Origin of the sequence: Streptomyces sp. NPDC101191 (assembly GCF_044767915.1) — a bacterium.
Taxonomy (GTDB): Bacteria; Actinomycetota; Actinomycetes; order Streptomycetales; family Streptomycetaceae; genus Streptomyces.
The window spans coordinates 355,313-374,036 of the sequence record NZ_JBIWOU010000004.1; the positions used below are offsets into that span (position 1 = coordinate 355,313).

At 71.7% G+C, this 18,724-nt stretch carries 15 protein-coding genes; 6 read left to right on the top strand and 9 right to left on the bottom strand.

What is annotated here, in order from left to right; translation table 11 throughout:
• The first annotated feature begins 115 nt into the window (after nucleotides 1–115).
• The 3 genes from pta to pyk all read left to right on the top strand — a co-directional run bounded on the left by pta (nucleotide 116) and on the right by pyk (nucleotide 4,994).
• Nucleotides 116–2,197, top strand: a complete 2,082-nt coding sequence (gene pta / locus ACIRQF_RS18230) for a phosphate acetyltransferase (RefSeq protein ID WP_376632544.1) — start codon at nucleotides 116–118, stop codon at nucleotides 2,195–2,197.
• Nucleotides 2,194–3,489, top strand: coding sequence for an acetate kinase (locus tag ACIRQF_RS18235; RefSeq protein ID WP_404093288.1), 1,296 nt, complete (start codon nucleotides 2,194–2,196; stop codon nucleotides 3,487–3,489). The genes pta and ACIRQF_RS18235 overlap by 4 nt, the downstream gene beginning before the upstream one ends.
• A 74-nt stretch (nucleotides 3,490–3,563) precedes the next feature.
• Complete coding sequence (gene pyk / locus ACIRQF_RS18240; protein ID WP_376632540.1) at nucleotides 3,564–4,994, top strand: pyruvate kinase; 1,431 nt, start codon at nucleotides 3,564–3,566, stop codon at nucleotides 4,992–4,994.
• Nucleotides 4,995–5,080: 86 nt separating this feature from the next.
• Here the strand turns inward: pyk and ACIRQF_RS18245 are convergent, their stop codons facing one another.
• The 4 genes from ACIRQF_RS18245 to ACIRQF_RS18260 all read right to left on the bottom strand — a co-directional run bounded on the left by ACIRQF_RS18245 (nucleotide 5,081) and on the right by ACIRQF_RS18260 (nucleotide 9,282).
• Complete coding sequence (locus ACIRQF_RS18245) at nucleotides 5,081–6,346, bottom strand: hypothetical protein (protein WP_389752533.1); 1,266 nt, start codon at nucleotides 6,344–6,346, stop codon at nucleotides 5,081–5,083.
• On the bottom strand, nucleotides 6,336–6,938 hold the full coding sequence (locus ACIRQF_RS18250) for a DUF6114 domain-containing protein (RefSeq protein ID WP_376632537.1): 603 nt from the start codon (nucleotides 6,936–6,938) through the stop codon (nucleotides 6,336–6,338). Before ACIRQF_RS18250 ends, ACIRQF_RS18245 begins: the two co-directional genes overlap by 11 nt.
• 124 nt (nucleotides 6,939–7,062) lie before the next feature.
• Nucleotides 7,063–7,716, bottom strand: a complete 654-nt coding sequence (locus ACIRQF_RS18255; protein ID WP_376632535.1) for a DUF6230 family protein — start codon at nucleotides 7,714–7,716, stop codon at nucleotides 7,063–7,065.
• Between the two features lie 600 nt (nucleotides 7,717–8,316).
• Complete coding sequence (locus ACIRQF_RS18260) at nucleotides 8,317–9,282, bottom strand: tetratricopeptide repeat protein (RefSeq protein ID WP_382480363.1); 966 nt, start codon at nucleotides 9,280–9,282, stop codon at nucleotides 8,317–8,319.
• A 309-nt stretch (nucleotides 9,283–9,591) separates the two neighbouring features.
• Here ACIRQF_RS18260 and ACIRQF_RS18265 point away from each other — a divergent pair, with 309 nt between their 5' ends.
• Nucleotides 9,592–10,218 carry a TetR/AcrR family transcriptional regulator gene (locus ACIRQF_RS18265; protein ID WP_376632531.1) on the top strand — a complete coding sequence of 209 codons (627 nt, stop codon included), beginning with the start codon at nucleotides 9,592–9,594 and terminating at the stop codon, nucleotides 10,216–10,218.
• Nucleotides 10,219–10,349: 131 nt separating this feature from the next.
• On the opposite strand, the gene ACIRQF_RS18270 is transcribed toward ACIRQF_RS18265, so the two are convergent.
• The 4 genes from ACIRQF_RS18270 to ACIRQF_RS18285 all read right to left on the bottom strand — a co-directional run bounded on the left by ACIRQF_RS18270 (nucleotide 10,350) and on the right by ACIRQF_RS18285 (nucleotide 14,230).
• Nucleotides 10,350–12,050: a methylmalonyl-CoA mutase gene (locus tag ACIRQF_RS18270; RefSeq protein WP_376632529.1), complete on the bottom strand. Its 1,701-nt coding sequence runs from the start codon at nucleotides 12,048–12,050 to the stop codon at nucleotides 10,350–10,352.
• A 72-nt stretch (nucleotides 12,051–12,122) separates the two neighbouring features.
• Nucleotides 12,123–12,455: a DUF3817 domain-containing protein gene (locus ACIRQF_RS18275; RefSeq protein WP_365338183.1), complete on the bottom strand. Its 333-nt coding sequence runs from the start codon at nucleotides 12,453–12,455 to the stop codon at nucleotides 12,123–12,125.
• A gap of 65 nt (nucleotides 12,456–12,520) precedes the next feature.
• Entirely contained in the window at nucleotides 12,521–13,030 is a 510-nt protein-coding gene (locus tag ACIRQF_RS18280) for a MarR family winged helix-turn-helix transcriptional regulator (protein ID WP_376632527.1), read from the bottom strand.
• A 9-nt stretch (nucleotides 13,031–13,039) separates the two neighbouring features.
• Nucleotides 13,040–14,230, bottom strand: coding sequence for an MFS transporter (locus tag ACIRQF_RS18285; RefSeq protein WP_404093294.1), 1,191 nt, complete (start codon nucleotides 14,228–14,230; stop codon nucleotides 13,040–13,042).
• A gap of 411 nt (nucleotides 14,231–14,641) precedes the next feature.
• On the opposite strand from ACIRQF_RS18285, the gene ACIRQF_RS18290 reads away from it, so the two are divergent.
• Complete coding sequence (locus ACIRQF_RS18290) at nucleotides 14,642–15,640, top strand: DUF5937 family protein (RefSeq protein WP_376632524.1); 999 nt, start codon at nucleotides 14,642–14,644, stop codon at nucleotides 15,638–15,640.
• Between the two features lie 80 nt (nucleotides 15,641–15,720).
• On the top strand, nucleotides 15,721–16,752 hold the full coding sequence (locus tag ACIRQF_RS18295; protein ID WP_404093296.1) for a glycoside hydrolase family 6 protein: 1,032 nt from the start codon (nucleotides 15,721–15,723) through the stop codon (nucleotides 16,750–16,752).
• A gap of 9 nt (nucleotides 16,753–16,761) precedes the next feature.
• Here ACIRQF_RS18295 and ACIRQF_RS18300 read toward each other — a convergent pair whose 3' ends face one another.
• Nucleotides 16,762–18,723 carry a galactose oxidase-like domain-containing protein gene (locus tag ACIRQF_RS18300; protein ID WP_404093299.1) on the bottom strand — a complete coding sequence of 654 codons (1,962 nt, stop codon included), beginning with the start codon at nucleotides 18,721–18,723 and terminating at the stop codon, nucleotides 16,762–16,764.
• Between the last annotated feature and the right edge of the window lies 1 nt (nucleotide 18,724).

The window sequence follows — 18,724 nt, forward strand, 5'->3', positions numbered from 1 at the left end:
GGCGTCGTATCGAGCCACGGGGGTATTGTCAAGAGGGCATTGCCACCCCTTCGATGGTTTTTGAACACACTCGCTTGACGGACAACCCGTAGCGATGCGGACAGGAGACGACGGCGTGACGCGCAGCGTGTACGTGACCGGGATCGACCGCGGAGACGGCCGCCAGGTCGTCGAGCTGGGAGTCATGGAGCTCCTGACCCGCCAGGTGGACCGGGTGGGGGTGTTCCGCCCGCTGGTGCACGACGGTCCCGACCGTCTGTTCGACCTGCTGCGCAGCCGCTACCGGCTGTCCCAGGACGCCGCGACCGTCTACGGCATGGACTACCACGAGGCCTCCGCGCTGCAGGCCGAGCGGGGCACCGACGAGCTGGTCTCCCAGCTCGTCGAACGCTTCCACGCGGTCGCCCGTGACTACGAGGTCGTCCTGGTCCTCGGCACCGACTTCGCCGCCACCCAGCTGCCCGACGAGCTCGCGCTCAACGCACGGCTCGCCAACGAGTTCGGCGCCTCCGTGATACCCGTGGTCGGCGGGAAGGGCCAGCCCGCCGAGTCCGTACGGGCCGAGGCCCGCAACGCCTTCCGCGCCTACGAGGTGCTCGGCTGCGACGTGCTCGCGATGGTGGTCAACCGGGTCTCCGGCGAGGACCGGTCCGTGATCGCCGAGCGGCTCGCCGCACGGCTTCCCGTGCCCTGCTACGTGCTACCCGACGAGCCGGCCCTCGCCGCGCCGACCGTCGCCCAGATCACCCACGCGCTGGGCGCCTCCGTGGTCCTCGGCGACGGCGCCGGGCTGGCCCGCGACGCGCTCGACTTCGTCTTCGGCGGCGCCATGCTGCCGAACTTCCTCAACGCGCTGACCCCCGGCTGCCTCGTCGTCACCCCCGGGGACCGGGCGGACCTGGTGATCGGCGCGCTCGCCGCGCACTCGGCCGGCACCCCGCCCATCGCCGGCGTGCTGCTCACCCTCGACGAGCGCCCCAGCGACGAGATCCTGACCCTGGCCGCCCGCCTCGCGCCCGGCACCCCGGTCATCTCCGTGGCGGGCAACAGTTTCCCCACCGCCACCGAACTCTTCTCGCTCGAAGGGAAGTTGAACGCGGCCACCCCGCGCAAGGCGGAGACGGCACTCGGCCTCTTCGAGCGCCACGTCGACACCGCCGACCTGCTGCGCCGGATCTCCGTCGCCCGCAGCGGCCGGGTCACCCCGATGATGTTCGAGCACGAGCTCCTGGAGCAGGCCCGCGCCGACCGCCGCCGGGTCGTGCTGCCCGAGGGCACCGAGGAGCGGGTGCTGCGCGCCGCCGACGTGCTGATCCGCCGCGACGTCTGCGACCTGACCCTGCTCGGCGACGTCGAGGCGATCCGCAAGAAGGCCGCCGACCTGAGCGTGGAGCTCGGTGACACCCAGCTGATCGACCCGCAGACCTCGGAGCTGCGCGACTCGTTCGCCGAGAAGTACGCGCGGCTGCGCGCCCACAAGGGCGTCACCGTGGAGCTCGCGTACGACGTGGTGTCGGACGTGAACTACTTCGGCACGCTGATGGTCGAGCAGGGTCTGGCCGACGGCATGGTCTCCGGCTCGGTGCACTCCACGGCCGCGACGATCCGCCCGGCCTTCGAGATCATCAAGACCAAGCCGGACGCCTCGATCGTCTCGTCGGTCTTCTTCATGTGCCTGGCCGACAAGGTACTCGTCTACGGCGACTGCGCCGTCAACCCGGACCCGGACGCCGAGCAGCTCGCCGACATCGCCGTGCAGTCCGCGGCCACCGCCGCCCGCTTCGGCGTCGACCCGCGGATCGCGATGCTCTCGTACTCCACCGGCACCTCCGGCTCCGGCGCGGACGTCGACAAGGTGCGGGAGGCGACCAAGCTGGTCCGCGAGAGCCGGCCGGAGCTGCGGATCGAGGGGCCGATCCAGTACGACGCGGCCGTCGAGCCCTCGGTCGCGGCGACCAAGCTGCCCGGCTCCGAGGTGGCCGGCCAGGCGAGCGTGCTGATCTTCCCCGACCTCAACACCGGCAACAACACCTACAAGGCCGTGCAGCGCTCGGCCGGCGCGGTCGCCGTCGGCCCGGTCCTGCAGGGTCTGCGCAAGCCCGTGAACGACCTCTCGCGCGGCGCGCTCGTCAGCGACATCGTCAACACCGTCGCCATCACGGCGATCCAGTCCCAGGGTCAGGAGCTCACCGGATGACCGCCCACCCGTCCCCCGCCGCCCCGCCGGAGGAGACCGGCCCGGCGCCGCTCGCGCCCCCGCACGCCACGCGCGTCCTCGTCCTCAACTCCGGTTCCTCGTCGCTGAAGTACCAGCTCCTCGACATGCACGAGGGCAGCCGGCTCGCGCTCGGTCTGGTCGAGCGGATCGGCGAGGAGACCTCGCGGCTCGTGCACACCCCGCTGCAGGGCGGCGGGGGCGTCAGGCGCGAGACGGAGGGCCCGATCGCCGACCACCAGGCCGCCCTGAAGGCGGTGGCCGAGGAACTGGCGGCGGACGGGCTCGGCCTGGACTCCCCCGAACTGGCCGCGATCGGGCACCGGGTGGTGCACGGCGGGCTGAGGTTCACGGCACCGACGGTCGTCGACGACGAGGTGCTCGCCGAGATCGAGCGGCTGGTGCCGGTGGCCCCGCTGCACAACCCGGCGAACCTCACCGGCATCCGCACCGCGATGACGCTGCGCCCCGACCTGCCGCAGGTGGCGGTCTTCGACACCGCCTTCCACACGACGATGCCGGAGGCGGCGGCGCGGTACGCGATCGACGTGGAGACCGCGGACGCGCACCGGATCCGCCGCTACGGCTTCCACGGCACCTCGCACGCGTACGTCTCCCGGGAGACGGCGAGACTGCTCGGCAAGGCACCGGAGGAGGTGAACGTGATCGTGCTGCACCTGGGCAACGGGGCCTCCGCCTCGGCCGTGGCGGGCGGCCGCTGCGTGGACACCTCGATGGGCCTGACCCCGCTGGAGGGCCTGGTCATGGGCACCCGTTCGGGCGACGTGGACCCGGCGGTCACCTTCCACCTCATGCGGAACGCCGGCATGTCGGCGGACGAGATCGACGTCCTCCTGAACAAGCGGTCGGGCCTGGTCGGGCTCTGCGGCGACAACGACATGCGGGAGATCCGGCGCCGGATCGACGAGGGCGACGCACGGGCCGCGCTCGCCTTCGACGTCTACATACACCGCCTGAAGAAGTACATCGGGGCGTACTACGCGGTGCTCGGCCGGGTGGACGCGGTGGCGTTCACGGCCGGGGTCGGCGAGAACGCGGCCCCGGTGCGGGAGGCGGCGATCGCGGGCCTGGAGGAGCTGGGCCTGGCGGTGGACGCCGACCTCAACGCCGTACGGTCCGACGAGGCCCGGATCGTCTCGCCGGTCTACGCGCGGGTGGCGGTGGCGGTCGTTCCGACCGACGAGGAGCTGGAGATCGCCCGACAGAGCTACGCACTTGTGAGCGAAACGACCCCCGAGGGAGTGAACGCCTGAGCGGCCCCCCGCCCATTTGTACTTTCCACCAGACGGAATATTCCGCCGCGAAACAAACCGATAGGATCCGCCTCATGCGCCGTTCCAAAATCGTCTGCACGCTGGGCCCCGCCGTCGACTCGTATGAGCAGCTGAAGGCTCTCATCGAGGCCGGCATGAACGTGGCCCGATTCAACATGAGCCACGGGACCCAGGCAGAGCACCAGGAGCGGTACGACCGTCTCCGCAGGGCGGTGGCGGACACCGGCCGCGCCGTCGGCGTGCTCGCCGACCTCCAGGGCCCCAAGATCCGTCTGGAGACCTTCGCGGAGGGCCCCGTCGAGCTGGTGCGCGGTGACGAGTTCACCATCACCACCGAGGACGTCCCCGGCGACAAGTCCATCTGCGGCACCACGTACAAGGGCCTGCCCGGCGACGTGTCCAAGGGCGACCAGATCCTGATCAACGACGGCAACGTCGAGCTCCGCGTCGTCGAGGTCGAGGGCCCGCGGGTCAAGACCATCGTCGTCGAGGGCGGGGTCATCTCCGACCACAAGGGCATCAACCTGCCGGGTGCCGCGGTCAACGTCCCGGCCCTGTCCGAGAAGGACGTCGAGGACCTCCGCTTCGCGCTCCGCATGGGCTGCGACATGGTCGCCCTCTCCTTCGTCCGCGACGCCGACGACGTCAAGGACGTCCACAAGGTGATGGACGAGGAGGGCCGCCGGGTCCCGGTCATCGCCAAGGTCGAGAAGCCGCAGGCCGTCGAGAACATGGCGGCCGTCGTCGCCGCCTTCGACGCGGTCATGGTGGCCCGTGGCGACCTCGCCGTGGAGTACCCGCTGGAGCGCGTCCCGATGGTGCAGAAGCGCCTGGTCGAGATGTGTCGCCGCAACGCCAAGCCGGTCATCGTCGCCACCCAGATGATGGAGTCGATGATCACCAACTCCCGGCCGACCCGCGCCGAGGCGAGCGACGTCGCCAACGCGATCCTGGACGGCGCGGACGCGGTCATGCTCTCCGCCGAGTCCTCGGTCGGCGCCTACCCGATCGAGACCGTGAAGACGATGTCGAAGATCGTCGCCGCGGCCGAGGAGGAGCTGCTCTCCAAGGGCCTGCAGCCGCTGGTCCCGGGCAAGAAGCCGCGCACCCAGGGCGGCTCCGTGGCCCGCGCGGCCTGCGAGATCGCCGACTTCCTGGACGGCAAGGCGCTCATCGCCTTCACGCAGTCCGGCGACACCGCCCGCCGCCTCTCGCGCTACCGCACGCAGCAGCCGATCCTGGCCTTCACGACGGACGAGTCCACCCGCAACCAGCTCACCCTGAGCTGGGGCGTCGAGTCCTTCCTGGTGCCGTTCGTGAACAACACGGACGCCATGGTCGACCTGGTCGACGCGGAGCTCCTGAAGCTCCAGCGCCACAACGCCGGCGACACCATGATCATCACCGCCGGCTCGCCCCCCGGCGTCCCGGGCACCACGAACATGGTCCGGGTCCACCACCTGGGCGGCGCCGAGCACGCCTGATCCCGTCACGGCACGACGAGGGCCCCCGTCCGGATCGGACGGGGGCCCTCGTCGTGTGCGGCTCCCGGAAGGGTCCTGGCGGGCGGTCAGCTCGGCTCGATGGTGTTGCGCAGGCCCGGGATCCTGAGCGTGCCGCCGAACTGGCCGGCCTGCTTCACCGTCGCGTTGGAGAAGAACGCGAAGGGGACGTTCAGCGGCGGCGGGGTCTCGGGGCTGAAGGTGACCGGGATGAGGCCGAAGAGGTTGCCCTTCAGCTCCTCCGTGTACATGGTCACCGTGCCGCCGCGCATGGTGGAGGTGGAGCCCTTGTCGGAGCGGACGTGGCCGGTGAGGCCGTCCGAGTGGACCGTCAGCTGGTGCAGGTCCTTGATGTCCACCTCGTCCGCGGTGAACTTGAGGACCTTCTTGATCTTCCCGCTGCCGGTCTTGACCTCGACGATGCCCGCGTAGTCCAGACCGCGCAGGGTGAGCATCGAGGTCTGGAGGATCCACGGGTCGTCCGGGAGCAGCGGCATGCCGGTCTCCAGGTCGGCCGCCGCGAGCGCCTCCGGGTCGGGCTCGGGGCACGGGAAGCGGGGCTTCGCGCCGTCGGGTATGTCCTCGTCCTTCTTGGCGTCGAGGCCCTTGGCGGAGTCCGGCAGTTCCTCGGTGGTCGCACCGGCCTTCTCGGCGGCGGACTTGATGGCGTCCTTGGTCTTGTCGACCGCGCCGCCGGTGGTGCCGCCGGTGCCGGTCGCCGGTGCCTTGGTCTCCTTCGGCGTGTCCGGGGTACCGGACGTGGCCGTCGGCTTGGGCGCCGCGGTGGTGGAGCTGGGCTGGGGCGCGGGCGCGGTGGTCTTGTCCGGTCCGTCGAACAGGTCCTTGAGCGCGTCGCCGAGACCCAGCGGGTCGAGCGGGTCGGCCGACTTGGCGGGCGTCGGGGTCGCCTTGGGTGCGGCGGACGTCGCCTCGGGGGCGGGGGCCTGGGTGGCCGCCTGCTTCTGGGCCGCGCCGGTGGTCCCGGTCGGCTTCGGCTCGGCGGTCGCCGAGGTGTCCGGAGCCGGCTTGTCGGTCGCGCTCGCGCTCGCCGTCGGCTCGGGGCTCTTCGTCTCGGCGGGCTTGGTCGTCGCCTCGGGCGTGGGCTCGTCGGAGCGGGTCACGCACGGGCCGGGGGCGAACGGGATGTCCGTGCTGTCGTCGGCGAGGGCGAGCCGGGGCGCCAGACCCATGCCCATGAGGACCGCGGTGGGCATGGCCGCGAGGGCCATCGCCTTGCCTGCGGGCACCTGGATCTTGTTCAGGAGCGACTTACGGGGGGCCGCGTGGCGCGGCCCTCTGGTCGTCCCGGCCGACTGTGTTTCGTCACCCCGCACTGTTCCTCCCGCCGTTGGCATCGATCGTCGTCCCGGCCACCGGCGCCTCGTGCCCCTGGTGCGGGATCACGGGCTGCGTGGTGCCGTCGTGCATGTGCTCGTCCGGGGCGGCCTCGGCCCGCGCCTGTTCGGCGTCCTGGCCGGCCGGCTCCTCGGCGTCGCCCGTGTGCTCCGGGGCGTCCGCGACGGCCTCTTCGGACTTCGGCTCGGCCGGCGCCCAGGCCGCGGACATGCCGCCGCCGACGAGCGCGAAGAGAAAGCCGATCACCAGGCCGCCGAAGTTCGACACGGGGATGGAGACCAGGGCGAGCACGATCGCCGCCACGCCCGCGAAGACCCGGACGAGGGGCTGGAACCACATCGTCAGCCCCAGCGTGATGAGCAGCAGGCCGATGATCAGCGCACCGGCTCCGGCCGTCGTCTGCATGGCGAGCGTCATGTTGCCGAGCCGCATGTCCCCGTACGGGAGATAGGCGATCGGTATGCCGCCGATCATGGTGAAAAGGCCCGCCCAGAAGGGCCGGGTCTGCCGCCAGACCTTGAACCGGTTCTGCTGGGGGACTCCGCGGGAAGCAGTGGACTCGGCGCTCATGGAAACAGCTCCCTGGAAGCGGTGTTGCTGAGATGGTGAAGAAGAAGGGGCACTACCGGGACGGGTGGGGGCCGTACGGGACGGCCCCGCACCCGTGCGCGTCAGTCCTGGACGGACGTCGGCATCAGTAGCACTCGACCCCGGCGCCCTTGCCGCGCTTCAGCGAGAGGTCGAGGTTCGGCAGCTTGAAGGTCGCGGCGGTGGTGGCCCACGCCCGCTGCTTCACGTTGCTGAGCTTCGCGTCCTCGGCACGCTGACCGAAGCCGAACGGGTTGGCCTTGGTGTTCGGCTGGATGCCCGGCTTGCCGGGGGCCTTGGCCAGGTTGCCGGCCGCGACGCCGATGTCGATGTTGCCGAACTCGGCGTCGGCCTTCAGCTCGGCGACATCGAGGTAGATGCCCTTCGCGTAGACCGGCTTGTTGTCCTCGGTGCCGGCCCGCAGCACCAGCGTCACGTCGCCGACGAACGGAACGTTCGGCGTCACGACGGACTGGCACATGTTGCTGATCCAGGCCTCGGAGAAGCCGGAAACCGCGACCGGCTCCGCGAAGTCCTTGCCTTCGAGGTCCTTGCCGGCGTCGACGCTGCCGTACTGGACGAAGTCCTTACCGACAAGGGTGTCGGCGCGAACCTTGAAATCCTGGCCGGAAATGCTGAAGGACGCGGCGAGCGCGCCCTGGGCCAGGCCGACGCCGATCGCGGCCGTCGCGGCCACGCTCGGCACCATGACGACGGCGAACCGCTTCCATCTGGTCCCGCCACGAACCTGGGACTTCATGAGAATCCTCCTTCTCGGACGTACATCTCCGGATGGGCCCAGGGCCCGTCCTGGGATGGGAGAAGTGCTACGTCCTCGGGAAGGAGAGCGCCGAGGGCTCAGGCGGCACGACGCACGTCCGAATCACCGGCGATCACCCCCGAGCGACAACCACTGGCCGCGCGGTGCGCGACCGGGATTGGACAGGCCCTGCCGGTCAGAGCAGGAACCCCCCTGTCCACGACCGACGGCACTGCCGTCGGCCCACTCGGCGGGGACCCGTCGCCGCGCAGTCGGCGGGTTGCCGGGCTGGTGCGGTGTCGGACCGAGCGTCGCCGATCGTGGTCCATTACGGGCCCCCGCACAAGGGGGTTCGTTACTCGCTAGTAACGGCCTGATAACCACGGCACGACGGGCTGCCGTCGGTTGGCGACGCAGGGTGCCCCCGCGTGATGCCACAAAGGCTGATGAGGACGGAGAAATCCGGACAGAAATCCAGGTTCGATTTACTGCAAGTAACAGCGGCCGCAATTACCAAGTTTTGGCAAAGTGCGGCCGCCGAATGTCACTGTGTCGCCAAATCGTCCCGTTGCGGGACCGCCCCGGAAGGCCGGTCGCGCCTCAGAACAGAGCGCTCGCCAGGGCCTGCCGGGCCGCCGTGACGCGCGGGTCCTCGGGGCCGATCACCTCGAACAGTTCGAGCAACCGGACCCGCACCGCCTCCCGGTCCTCGCCGAACGTGCGGCGGACCGTGTCGACCAGCCGGCCGAAGGCGTCCTGGACGTGACCGCCCGCCAGGTCGAGGTCGGCGGCAGCGATCTGCGCGGCGACGTCCTTCGGATTGTCGGCCGCGGCCTTGCGCACCACACCCGGGTCCATCGCCTGCACCCGGGACAGCAGTTCGGCCTGGGCGAGGCCGAGCTTGGCCTCCGGGTGCTGGGGGTCGTCGGCGAGCACGTTCTTGTACGCCTGGACGGCGCCGGCCAGGTCGCCCGCGTCCAGCGCGGAGACCGCCGCGTCGAGCAGCGCGTCGTACGGACCGGCCTGCACGGGCGCCGGGGCGTCCGGGTCGACCCCGGCGTCGACCTGGAGGCCGGTGAGGCCGAAGCGCTCCTCGGCGACCTGGACCAGCTGGTCGAGGGTCTGACGGATCTGCGCCTCGGGGGCCGCACCCTGGAAGAGCGGCAGCGCCTGACCGGCGACCACCGCGAAAACGGCCGGAATTCCCTGGATGCCGAACTGCTGCATCAGCATCTGGTTGGCGTCGACGTCGACCTTGGCGAGCAGGAAGCGGCCGTTGTACTCGACGGCGAGCCGCTCCAGAAGGGGGCCGAGCTGCTTGCAGGGCTCACACCACTCGGCCCAGAAGTCGATGACGACCGGAACCTCGGCGGACCGCTGGAGCACATCGAGCTCGAAGCCGGCCTCGTCGACGTCGATCACCAGGGACGAGGGGGCGACGGCGGCGGTCCCACCCTGCCGGGCGGCCTCGGCGCGAGCCTGCTCCGCCTTGGCCTTGGCCTCGCCGGCCGCCTTCACCGCGGCGAGGTCGACGACGCCGCTCATGGACATGTTTCGGGGCTGCATGCCTATATCCTCCCCCCTCCGCAGGCGTAACCGGTAAGCCATGGCCGAACCGCGCCGTCCATGGCCGAACCGTGCCGTCCGGGGCGGGACGACACGGTGGTTGCTCATGAGCGCCGGGTCCCCACCCGGCGCGCTGTGGTTGTCGCGAGGAGACGTCCCCCGAGGACTTCGTCCAGGGGTGACCGTACGCCTTTCGCTACGAGTCGTAGCGTAATGGCGAGCCCCGCGCCGCGGGGAGAGTCGGGCCGTGAACTGGCTCACATCACCGGCCCCTGGCGCAATACCTACCGACGGGTATGGTCGTCACCCATGTGTAAGCGCACCAGCTCCCGCGCCCGAACCGGACGCCCCCGCTCCGCCGAGGCCGACACGGCCATCCTGGAGGCGACGCGGGCGGCCCTGGTCGAGCTGGGCTGGTCGAAGCTGACCATGGGCGACGTCGCGACCCGGGCCGGGGTCGCCAAGACGACCCTCTACCGACGCTGGAACAACAAGAACGAACTCGTCGTGGACGCCGTCGCCGTCCTCTTCGACGAACTCGAACTGCCCGACCTGGGTTCCCTTCAGGCCGACATCGAAAACGTCGTCCTGCAGTTCGCCACGCTGCTCGAACGCCCCGAGACCAAGACCGCCCTCATGGCCGTGGTCGCCGAGTCCACCCGGGACGAGCCGCTGCGCCGCCGTATCCGCGCCTCGATCGTGGACCGCCAGAAGCGCCTGGTCCTCGACGGCCGGGCGCGCGCCCAGCGGCGCGGCGAACTCCCCGCCGAACGCGACCCGGCGACCGTCGAGGCCGTCGACGACCTCATCTTCGACGTGGTCGCGGGCGCCGTGGTGCACCGGGCGCTGGTGAGCGCGGAGCCGGTGGACGGGGCCTGGGTGGCCCGGCTGTCCGCCCTGCTCCTCGGCGGCCTCGCGGCGGCGGCCGAACGCTGAGGGCGTGTCCGGAAAACAGCGCCGGGCGGGACGACACGGACACGCCTCAGGCCGTGTCCGCCCGGCACCCGTGACGGAAGGGCCCCCGCACGCCGTTGTGCGGGGGCCCTTCGTCGGTGACGGCGGTACGGCTAGAAGCCCGCGGGCTCCGTGTAGACGCCCCACTCGTCGCGCAGCACGTTGCAGATCTCGCCGAGCGTGGCCTCCGCCCGTACGGCCTCCAGCATCGGGCCGATCATGTTGGAGCCGTCCCGCGCCGCCGCCAGCATGGCGTCCAGGCAGGCCTTGACCTTCGCCTCGTCCCGGCGCTCCTTGCGCTCGCCGAGGACGCGGACCTGCTCCCACTCGACCTCGTGGCTGACCCGGAGGATCTCCAGGTCGCCGGTGACCGAGCCGTGGTGCACGTTGACGCCGACGACCCGCTTCTCGCCCTTTTCCAGGGCCTGCTGGTAGCGGAAGGCGGACTCGGCGATCTCGCCGGTGAACCAGCCGTCCTCGATGCCGCGCAGGATGCCGGACGTGATCGGGCCGATCGGGTGCTTGCCGTCGGGGTGGGCGCGCAGTCCGCGCTCCTTGATCTGGTCGAAGATCTTCTCGGCGTCGGCCTCGATGCGGTCGGTGAGCTGCTCGACGTACCAGGAACCGCCCAGCGGGTCCGCGACGTTGGCGACGCCGGTCTCCTCCATGAGCACCTGCTGGGTGCGCAGCGCGATCTCGGCGGCCTGCTCGCTGGGGAGCGCGAGGGTCTCGTCGAGGGCGTTGGTGTGGAGCGAGTTGGTGCCGCCGAGGACGGCGGAGAGGGCCTCGACCGCGGTCCGCACGACGTTGTTGTACGGCTGCTGGGCGGTGAGGGAGACACCCGCGGTCTGGGTGTGGAAGCGGAGCCACTGCGCCTTGTCGGTCTTGGCGCCGTAGACCTCCTTCATCCAGCGGGCCCAGATCCGGCGGGCGGCGCGGAACTTGGCGATCTCCTCGAAGAAGTCGAGGTGCGCGTCGAAGAAGAAGGAGAGGCCGGGGGCGAAGACGTCGACGTCGAGGCCGCGGGAGAGGCCGAGTTCGACGTAGCCGAAGCCGTCGGCGAGGGTGTACGCGAGCTCCTGCGCGGCCGTCGCCCCGGCCTCGCGGATGTGGTAGCCGGAGACCGAGAGCGGCTTGTACGCGGGGATGTCGGCCGCGCAGTGCTCCATGAGGTCGCCGATCAGGCGCAGGTGGGGCTCGGGCTGGAAGAGCCACTCCTTCTGCGCGATGTACTCCTTGAAGATGTCCGTCTGCAGCGTGCCGTTGAGGACGGCCGGGTCGACGCCCTGGCGCTCGGCGGCGACCAGGTACATGCAGAAGACGGGGACGGCGGGGCCGGAGATCGTCATCGAGGTGGTGACGTCGCCGAGCGGGATGTCCTTGAAGAGGACCTCCATGTCGGCCGCGGAGTCGATGGCGACACCGCAGTGGCCGACCTCGCCGAGGGAGCGCGGGTCGTCGGAGTCGCGGCCCATGAGGGTGGGCATGTCGAAGGCGACCGAGAGCCCGCCGCCGCCGGCGGCCAGGATCATCTTGTAGCGCTCGTTGGTCTGCTCGGCGTTGCCGAAGCCGGCGAACTGCCGGATGGTCCAGGTGCGGCCCCGGTAGCCGGTCGGGTGCAGGCCACGGGTGAAGGGGTACTCACCGGGCCAGCCGATGCGCTCGAACCCCTCGTACGTGTCCCCCGGCCGGGGTCCGTAGACCGGCTCGACCTGGTCCCCGGAGAGCGTGGTGAAGTCGGCGTCGCGCTTGCGGGCCTTGTCGTAACGGGCCTGCCAGCGACGGCGGCCTTCCTCGATGGCGTCAGCGTCCATGCTTCGAATTTACTAGGACGTCCTAGTAAATGTCGATGGCAAACCCCCGCACATCAGTGCGGGGGTGAGTCCTCAGGCCTTGACCGGCTCCGGCTGCGCGCCGCTGACCAGCGGAAGCGTGTCGCGGACGACCTTGCGCTCGACGAAGAAGGCGGCGAAGGGAATGGTCCCGGACAGCAGCACCCACAGGAGCCGGCCGAACGGCCACTTGGCCTTGGAGCCCAGATCGAAGGCGAAGATCAGGTAGATGATGTAGAGGACGCCGTGGGCCTGGGAGACCGCGAAGGTCACGTCCTCGCCCATGTCGAACCCGTACTTGAAGATCATGCACGTGCAGAGCACGAGCAGCATGACCGCGGTCACGTACGCCATGACGCGGTAGCGGGTCAGCACGCTGGATTTCATGCCGTCGAGCGTAACGGCACGTTCCGGGCGATCTTCCGCGGGGGTCCGCCGCCGCCCGGGCCCGGTCAGGACTCGTCGAAGTCGCTCGCCGCCACCCGGAGCGGACGCAGCATCGCGAAGATCTCCGCGCACTCCTCGGCGTCGTACACGCCCAGACCGAAGTCCATCTCCATCAGGTCGCGGGTCGCGGCCTCGACGACCTCGCGGCCCTTCTCGGTGATGGAGGCGAGCGTTCCGCGCCCGTCGTTGGGGTTGGGGCGCTTGGCGACCAGGCCGGAGCGCACCAGCCGGTCGACGGTGTTGGTGACCGAGGTCGGGTGGACCATCAGCCGCTCGCCGATCTTGGACATCGGCAGCTCGCCGGCCTTGGAGAAGGTGAGCAGCACCAGCGCCTCGTAGCGGGCGAAGGTCAGCCCGTACGGCTTGACCACGGCGTCGACCTCGGCCAGCAGGATCTGGTGGGCGCGCATGATCGAGGTGATCGCGGCCATCGAGGGCACCGGCCCCCAGCGCTTCTGCCAGAGTTCGTCGGCGCGGGCGATGGGGTCGAAGGGGAGACTGAGCGGCTTCGGCACGCGTCGACCTTACCCACTGGTCATATGACGGTCAGCCTCGTCTCGCCTTTCGGTCGCCCGTACTTCGAGCACGAGCACCACCAGGCACAGCGTGGCCAGGACGCCCGTCCCCGCGACGACGGAGTGGACCGGGGCGAACTCGGCGGCGAGGCCCGCACCGGCCATGCCCACCCCCTGGACGGTCATCATGCCCGCGGAGGTCAGCGTCATGACCCGGCCGCGCAGTTCCTCGGGCACGGCGTCGACGAACCAGGCGTCGAGACCGAGGGAGTACGCGCCGGCGGCGCCGGACAGGAAGAGCGCGAGCGCGGCGACGGCGAGCCCGGGGCGCGGCGCGTACAGCAGGAAGGGCGCGAAGCCGGCGAGCAGCAGCGGGAGCACGATCCGCGAGCGGGTGGCGGCGCTGAGCGCGGACCCGGCGAACAGCTCACCGAGGACGGTGCCGACCGGCATCGCGCACATGAGCAGCCCGAGCGCGGCGGTGGAGGCACCGACCTCGGCCGCGTACGGGGCGGCGAGCGCCTCGGGGACGACGACGAACAGCGGCGGCACCCAGAACAGCAGCATCAGCGCGCGGATCCGCCGGTCCCGCAGCACGCCCCAGGTGCCGCCGATCCCCTCCCGCTTCCCGGCGGCGCGGGCGGGGCGCCCGGCGGTGCCGAAGCGGAGCAGCAGCGCCGAGGCCAGGAAGGTGCAGGCCGTCACGGCGATGGCGCCGCGCGGGGTGAGCGCGGTGAGCAGCAGGCCGCCCACGCCGAAGCCGACGAGCAGCGCGCTCTGGGAGACGATCCGCAGGAGCGAGCGCCCGAGGACGAACAGCTCGCCCTCGCCGAGGATGTCGGCGAGCGTCGCCATCCGGGTGCCCTGGAACACGGGCGCGACGGCGGCGATCGCGCAGCGCAGCACGAGCAGTCCGGCCACCGGGGTGGCCGGCAGCACCATGAGCGCCACGCACCCGGCGCAGACCAGGTCGCAGACCACCAGCACCCGCCGCGGCGGATGCCGGTCGGTGAGCCCGGCGAGCAGGGTGCCGCCCAGCAGGTACGGCAGGAAGCCGAGCGCGAAGGTGAGCGCGGACAGCAGCGGGGACCGCGTGAGGTCGTAGACGAGCACGGTGAGCGCGAGCTCGCTGACCACGAGCCCGAGCAGCGAGAAGAGATGGGCGACGAAGACGAAGCGGAACTCGCGCACGGAGAACACGGCGCGGTAGCCGGGGCCGGGCCCCGTCCCGGATGCCGTGGGCGTGCCGGGAGAGGGCGGTGTCCCGGGGCCCGGCGGTGTCCCCTCGGCGGGCGCGCCACTCCCCGGGGCCGGTCCCGGGGCGGCGGCCGCTTCCGGGGCCGCTAGGGCAGAGGCGGCGGCCGCTTCCGGGGCCGCTGGGGCAGGGGCGGCGGCCGCTTCCCGAGCCGCCGGGGCAGGGGCGGCGGCCGCTTCCGGGGCCGCTGGGGCAGAGGCGGCGGCCGCTTCCCGAGCCGCTGGGGCAGGGGTGGGCACGGGCGCCCCCTCGGGCGCCCGGGTGTCGTTCGTGGGCATGCGAGCAGCGTGCGCGGCGCGCGGCCACGGCCCTAGACTTTCGGCTCCAGCCGAAACTTCGCCGCGCCCGGGGGTCCCGTGCCGTACCACCTGCACTTCGGCGAGGCCGACCCGCTGCGCATCCGCTTCGCGATCTCGCCGCTGTGGGAGACGCACTGCGCGGTGCGGGTGCTCGCGCGGCCGCGGCAGCAGGGCTACCACCTGCCGTGGCTGCGGCGCATCGCGGAAGCGGCGCGCGGCGTGGACCTGGCGCCGCTGCAGCTGCTGATGCCCCTGCACGGGCACAGTCCCGACTTCCTCTACCCCCCGCCGATCAGGCCCGCCGCGGACTTCCACGAGGAGATCGCGGCGGTCCGCGCGACCGATCCGGCCCTCGCGGCGGACGACTTCGCGCGGGCGCTCGCCGAGACGCCGGGCGCGGCCGGGACGGCGCACGGACGGCGGATGCTGGCGGACCCGGCCGGCTCCCTGCACTGGCTGGCGGAGCTGCTGGAGCGGGCCTGGGAGGCGCTGATCGCGCCCGACTGGCCGCGCTTGCGCGCCCTCCTGGAGGCGGACGTGGCCTATCACTCGCGCCGTCTCGCCGAGGGCGGTCTGGAGCGGCTGCTGACCGAACTGCACCCGGCCTTCGGCTGGGCGGAGGAGACGGCGACCCTCACGGTCGCCTACCACGGCGAGCACGTCCGGGCCCTGGGCGGGCAGGGGCTGGTGCTGATGCCCTCGGTGTTCACCTGGCCGGACGTCGTGAGCGGCTTCGACCCGCCCTGGCAGCCGACCGTGGCCTATCCGGCCCGGGGCATCGGCGGGCTGTGGACCGAGGCCAGGGAGCGCACCCCGGACGCGCTCGCCCGGCTGCTCGGCCGGGCCCGGGCGGACGTGCTGTGCGCGCTCGACGAACCGGCCGGGACCTCGGCGCTCGCGCACCGGCTGGGTCTCGCCGCCTCCTCGGTGTCGGCGCATCTGTCGGTGCTGCGGGCCGCCGGTCTGCTGACCTCGCGCCGCTACGGGCACCAGGTGCTGTACGAGCGGACGCCACTGGGGATCGCGCTGGCGGTGTCGCAGCCGGACGCCGCCTGACCGTCGTGTGACGATGACGCGGTTCGTACCGTACGTCCCGTTTCGCCGCTCACCGTCCCGTACCCGAACCTGGGGGCCGGATGTCCCGCCGCTCCGTCCGTACCGCTGCCCGTCCGTCCGCCCTCGCCCTCGCCCTCGCCGCCGCGCTCCTGCTGTCGGGGTGCGGCAGGGAGGGGACTCCCCCGTCCCCCGTCGGCCCGCCCGTCACGTCCGGTGGGACGGTGCCGGCCGGCGGCTCGCCCTTCTGGGTCGACCCGGACAGCGACGCGGCGCGGCAGGTGCGGCAGTACGAGTCCGAGGGGCGCATGGAGGACGCCGCGCTGCTGCGGCGGATCTCGGAGCGGCCGGTCGCCGACTGGCCGGCGGGTGACGACCCCGTGCCGGACGTCGCCAGGGCGGTGCGCGGCGCGGCGTCCGGCCGGCGGACCGTGGTCCTCGTGGCGTACAACATCCCGCACCGCGACTGCGGGGCCTACTCGGCGGGCGGCGCGCACGACGGGCAGGCCTACCGGAACTGGGTGGACGCCTTCGCCTCCGCGATCGGGGACGCGCCGGCGGTGGTGATCCTGGAGCCGGACGCGGTGCCGCACCTCGTGGACGGCTGCACCCCGGGCGCGCACCAGGAGGAGCGGCTGCGGCTGCTCTCGGAGGCGGTGGACCGGTTCAAGCGACAGCCGCGCACCCGGGTCTACCTGGACGCGGGCAACCCGGCCTGGATCCCGTACCCGGCCAAGCTGGTGGAGCCGCTGCGCCGGGCGGGCGTGGCGCGGGCCGACGGCTTCGCCCTCAACGTGTCCAACTTCCAGAGGACCGACGTGGTCCGCGGCTTCGGCGCGGGCCTGTCCCGGCTGCTCGGCGGCAGCCACTTCACCGTGGACACCAGCCGCAACGGCGACGGCCCGCTGCCGGGCGACGGCGCGGAGGCCTGGTGCAATCCGCCGGGCCGGGCGCTCGGGGTGCCGCCCACCGACCGGACCGGGGACGAGCTGGTCGACGCGTATCTGTGGATCAAGAGGCCCGGCGAATCGGACGGCCCCTGCCGGGGCGGTCCGGCCGCCGGGACCTGGTGGCCCGACTACGCGCTCGGCCTCGCCCGCCGGGCCACGGACTGAGCGGCGCCCTCAGCCGACCTGGATCCACTTCGCCTCGGACGGGATCCCGTCGGCGTCCGTCACGAAGAGCATGTACCAGCCGGGTGGCACCAGCGTGCGGTCCCCGGGGACGGTGACGGTGACGGTCAGTCCGTCCCCGCCCTTCGTCAGGTCCAGGGCCACCGAGCGCTGTTCGACGTCGGTGCTGTGGGTGACGGCGCTGGGCCGCATCAGCCGCGCCGCGACGATCCGGCCCGCGTCCTCGGTCCGGAAGGTGGCACGCCCGTTGCGGTCGAGCTCCCGCGGACCCTCGCCGATGACCGGGCGGCCGGCGCCGGCCCGGTGGAGGTAGGGCGGGGTGAAGACCTCGACCCGCTGCTCGAAGGTGCCGAGCTTGGTGTTGTCCCCGTCCCCGTAGAGCGGGTCGGAGCCGAAGGTGGCGACCCGGCCGTCGGGTAGCAGCAGCGCCTCGGAGTGGTAGTTGCGGCCGACGGTGGGTGCGGCCGCCTCGGCGAAGGCGTTGGCCGCGGGGTCGTAGAACTGGGCCCTGAGGATGTCGCTGCCGCTGCTGCCGCGGTACTTCCGCGAGCCGCCGGTGGTGAAGACGGTGTCGTCGGGCAGCAGCACGCTGCTGAGGTAGCGGGTGCCCTGGGGCAGCGAGGGTCCCTCGGTGTACGAGGGGTCGGCCTTCGACAGGTCGACCACGGCGGTCCGCGCGGTGGACTTCGCGGACTCGCCGACCCCGCCGCCGCCCAGCACCATCACCTTCTGGTCCTGGGCGGGCGGGAGCAGGACGGAGGAGGAGGTCTCCAGCTGGTCGGGGTCGGTGATGCCGGGAAGCTTGGTGAAGGAGTTCTTCTTCAGGTCCCACAGGCCCGGTTCGCGGCCCTTCCCGGCGGGTCCGTAGCCGGCGTTGGAGCCGGTGTAGAGGAGCTTGCCGCCCTGGGTCAGGAAGAGCGCCGGGTAGGTGGGGAAGTAACGGAAGGGGCCCTTGGACCACTTCTTGGTCACGGGGTCGTAGATCTCGTTGTCGCCGGGGACGACGTCGCCGACGTCGTTCAGACCGGAGACGGCGAGCACCCGGCCGTCGTCGAGGGTGACGAGGGTGGGGTACCAGCGGGCGTCCGCCATGGGGTCGACGGGGACGTAGCGCTCGGCCCTCGGGTCGAACTCGTAGGCGGCCTTGATGCCCTGGAAGTCCTGCTTCTCGGTGGTGAGCTTCTGGGCGAGGCCGTAGACGTTGTCGGCGTCGGCGCCCTTGAGGCCGACGACCTCGTACTGGGCGGCCTCGGTGGTGAGCGCCTGGGGGCCGGCCTCGCGGGCCTCGACGAAGACCCGCGCCTCGGCGGCGGTGATCTTGGTCTTCCAGGGCTTCATCTGGCCGCTCTTGAAGTACGAGACCTCGAACTCGCGCCTGGCCTTGGGGACGGTGACGTCGAACCTGGAGACGTACTCGATCCCGGTCGGGGAGCGGAAGACGGTGCCCTTGGGGAGCGTCACGGCCTTGTCGGGGCTCTCGTTCTTGACCCGCATGCCGCCGCCGGCCTTCTCGACCTCGCCGTCGAGGACCTCGTAGCGGGCGGTGCCGCCGGCGACGAGGAGACGGCCGTCGGGGAGCTGGCTGTGGCCGGAGCAGAAGAAGTCCTCGGGGGTCGGGATCTTCTTGAAGGTGTTGTCCGCCGGGTCCCACAGGACGGTCTCGAAGGTGCCGGCGTCGAACTTCTTCTGGTTGTTGCCGGAGCCGGCGATGAGCAGCACCTTGCCGGTGTGCAGCAGGGCGGCGTGGATGGCGTTGACGCGGAACTGCTCGGGCACGTCGATCACGGCCCAGGAGCCGTACTTCTTCTGGTAGCCGGGCTGGGCGATCTTGTACGCGTGGTACTTGTCCGTGGCGAAGGAGACCGCGGCAGGGGCGTTGAGGGCGGCGAGGACGAGGACGGCGCCGCTTCCCAGCAGGGTCTTCTTGAACTGCTCGGACGGCCGGTAGGCCATG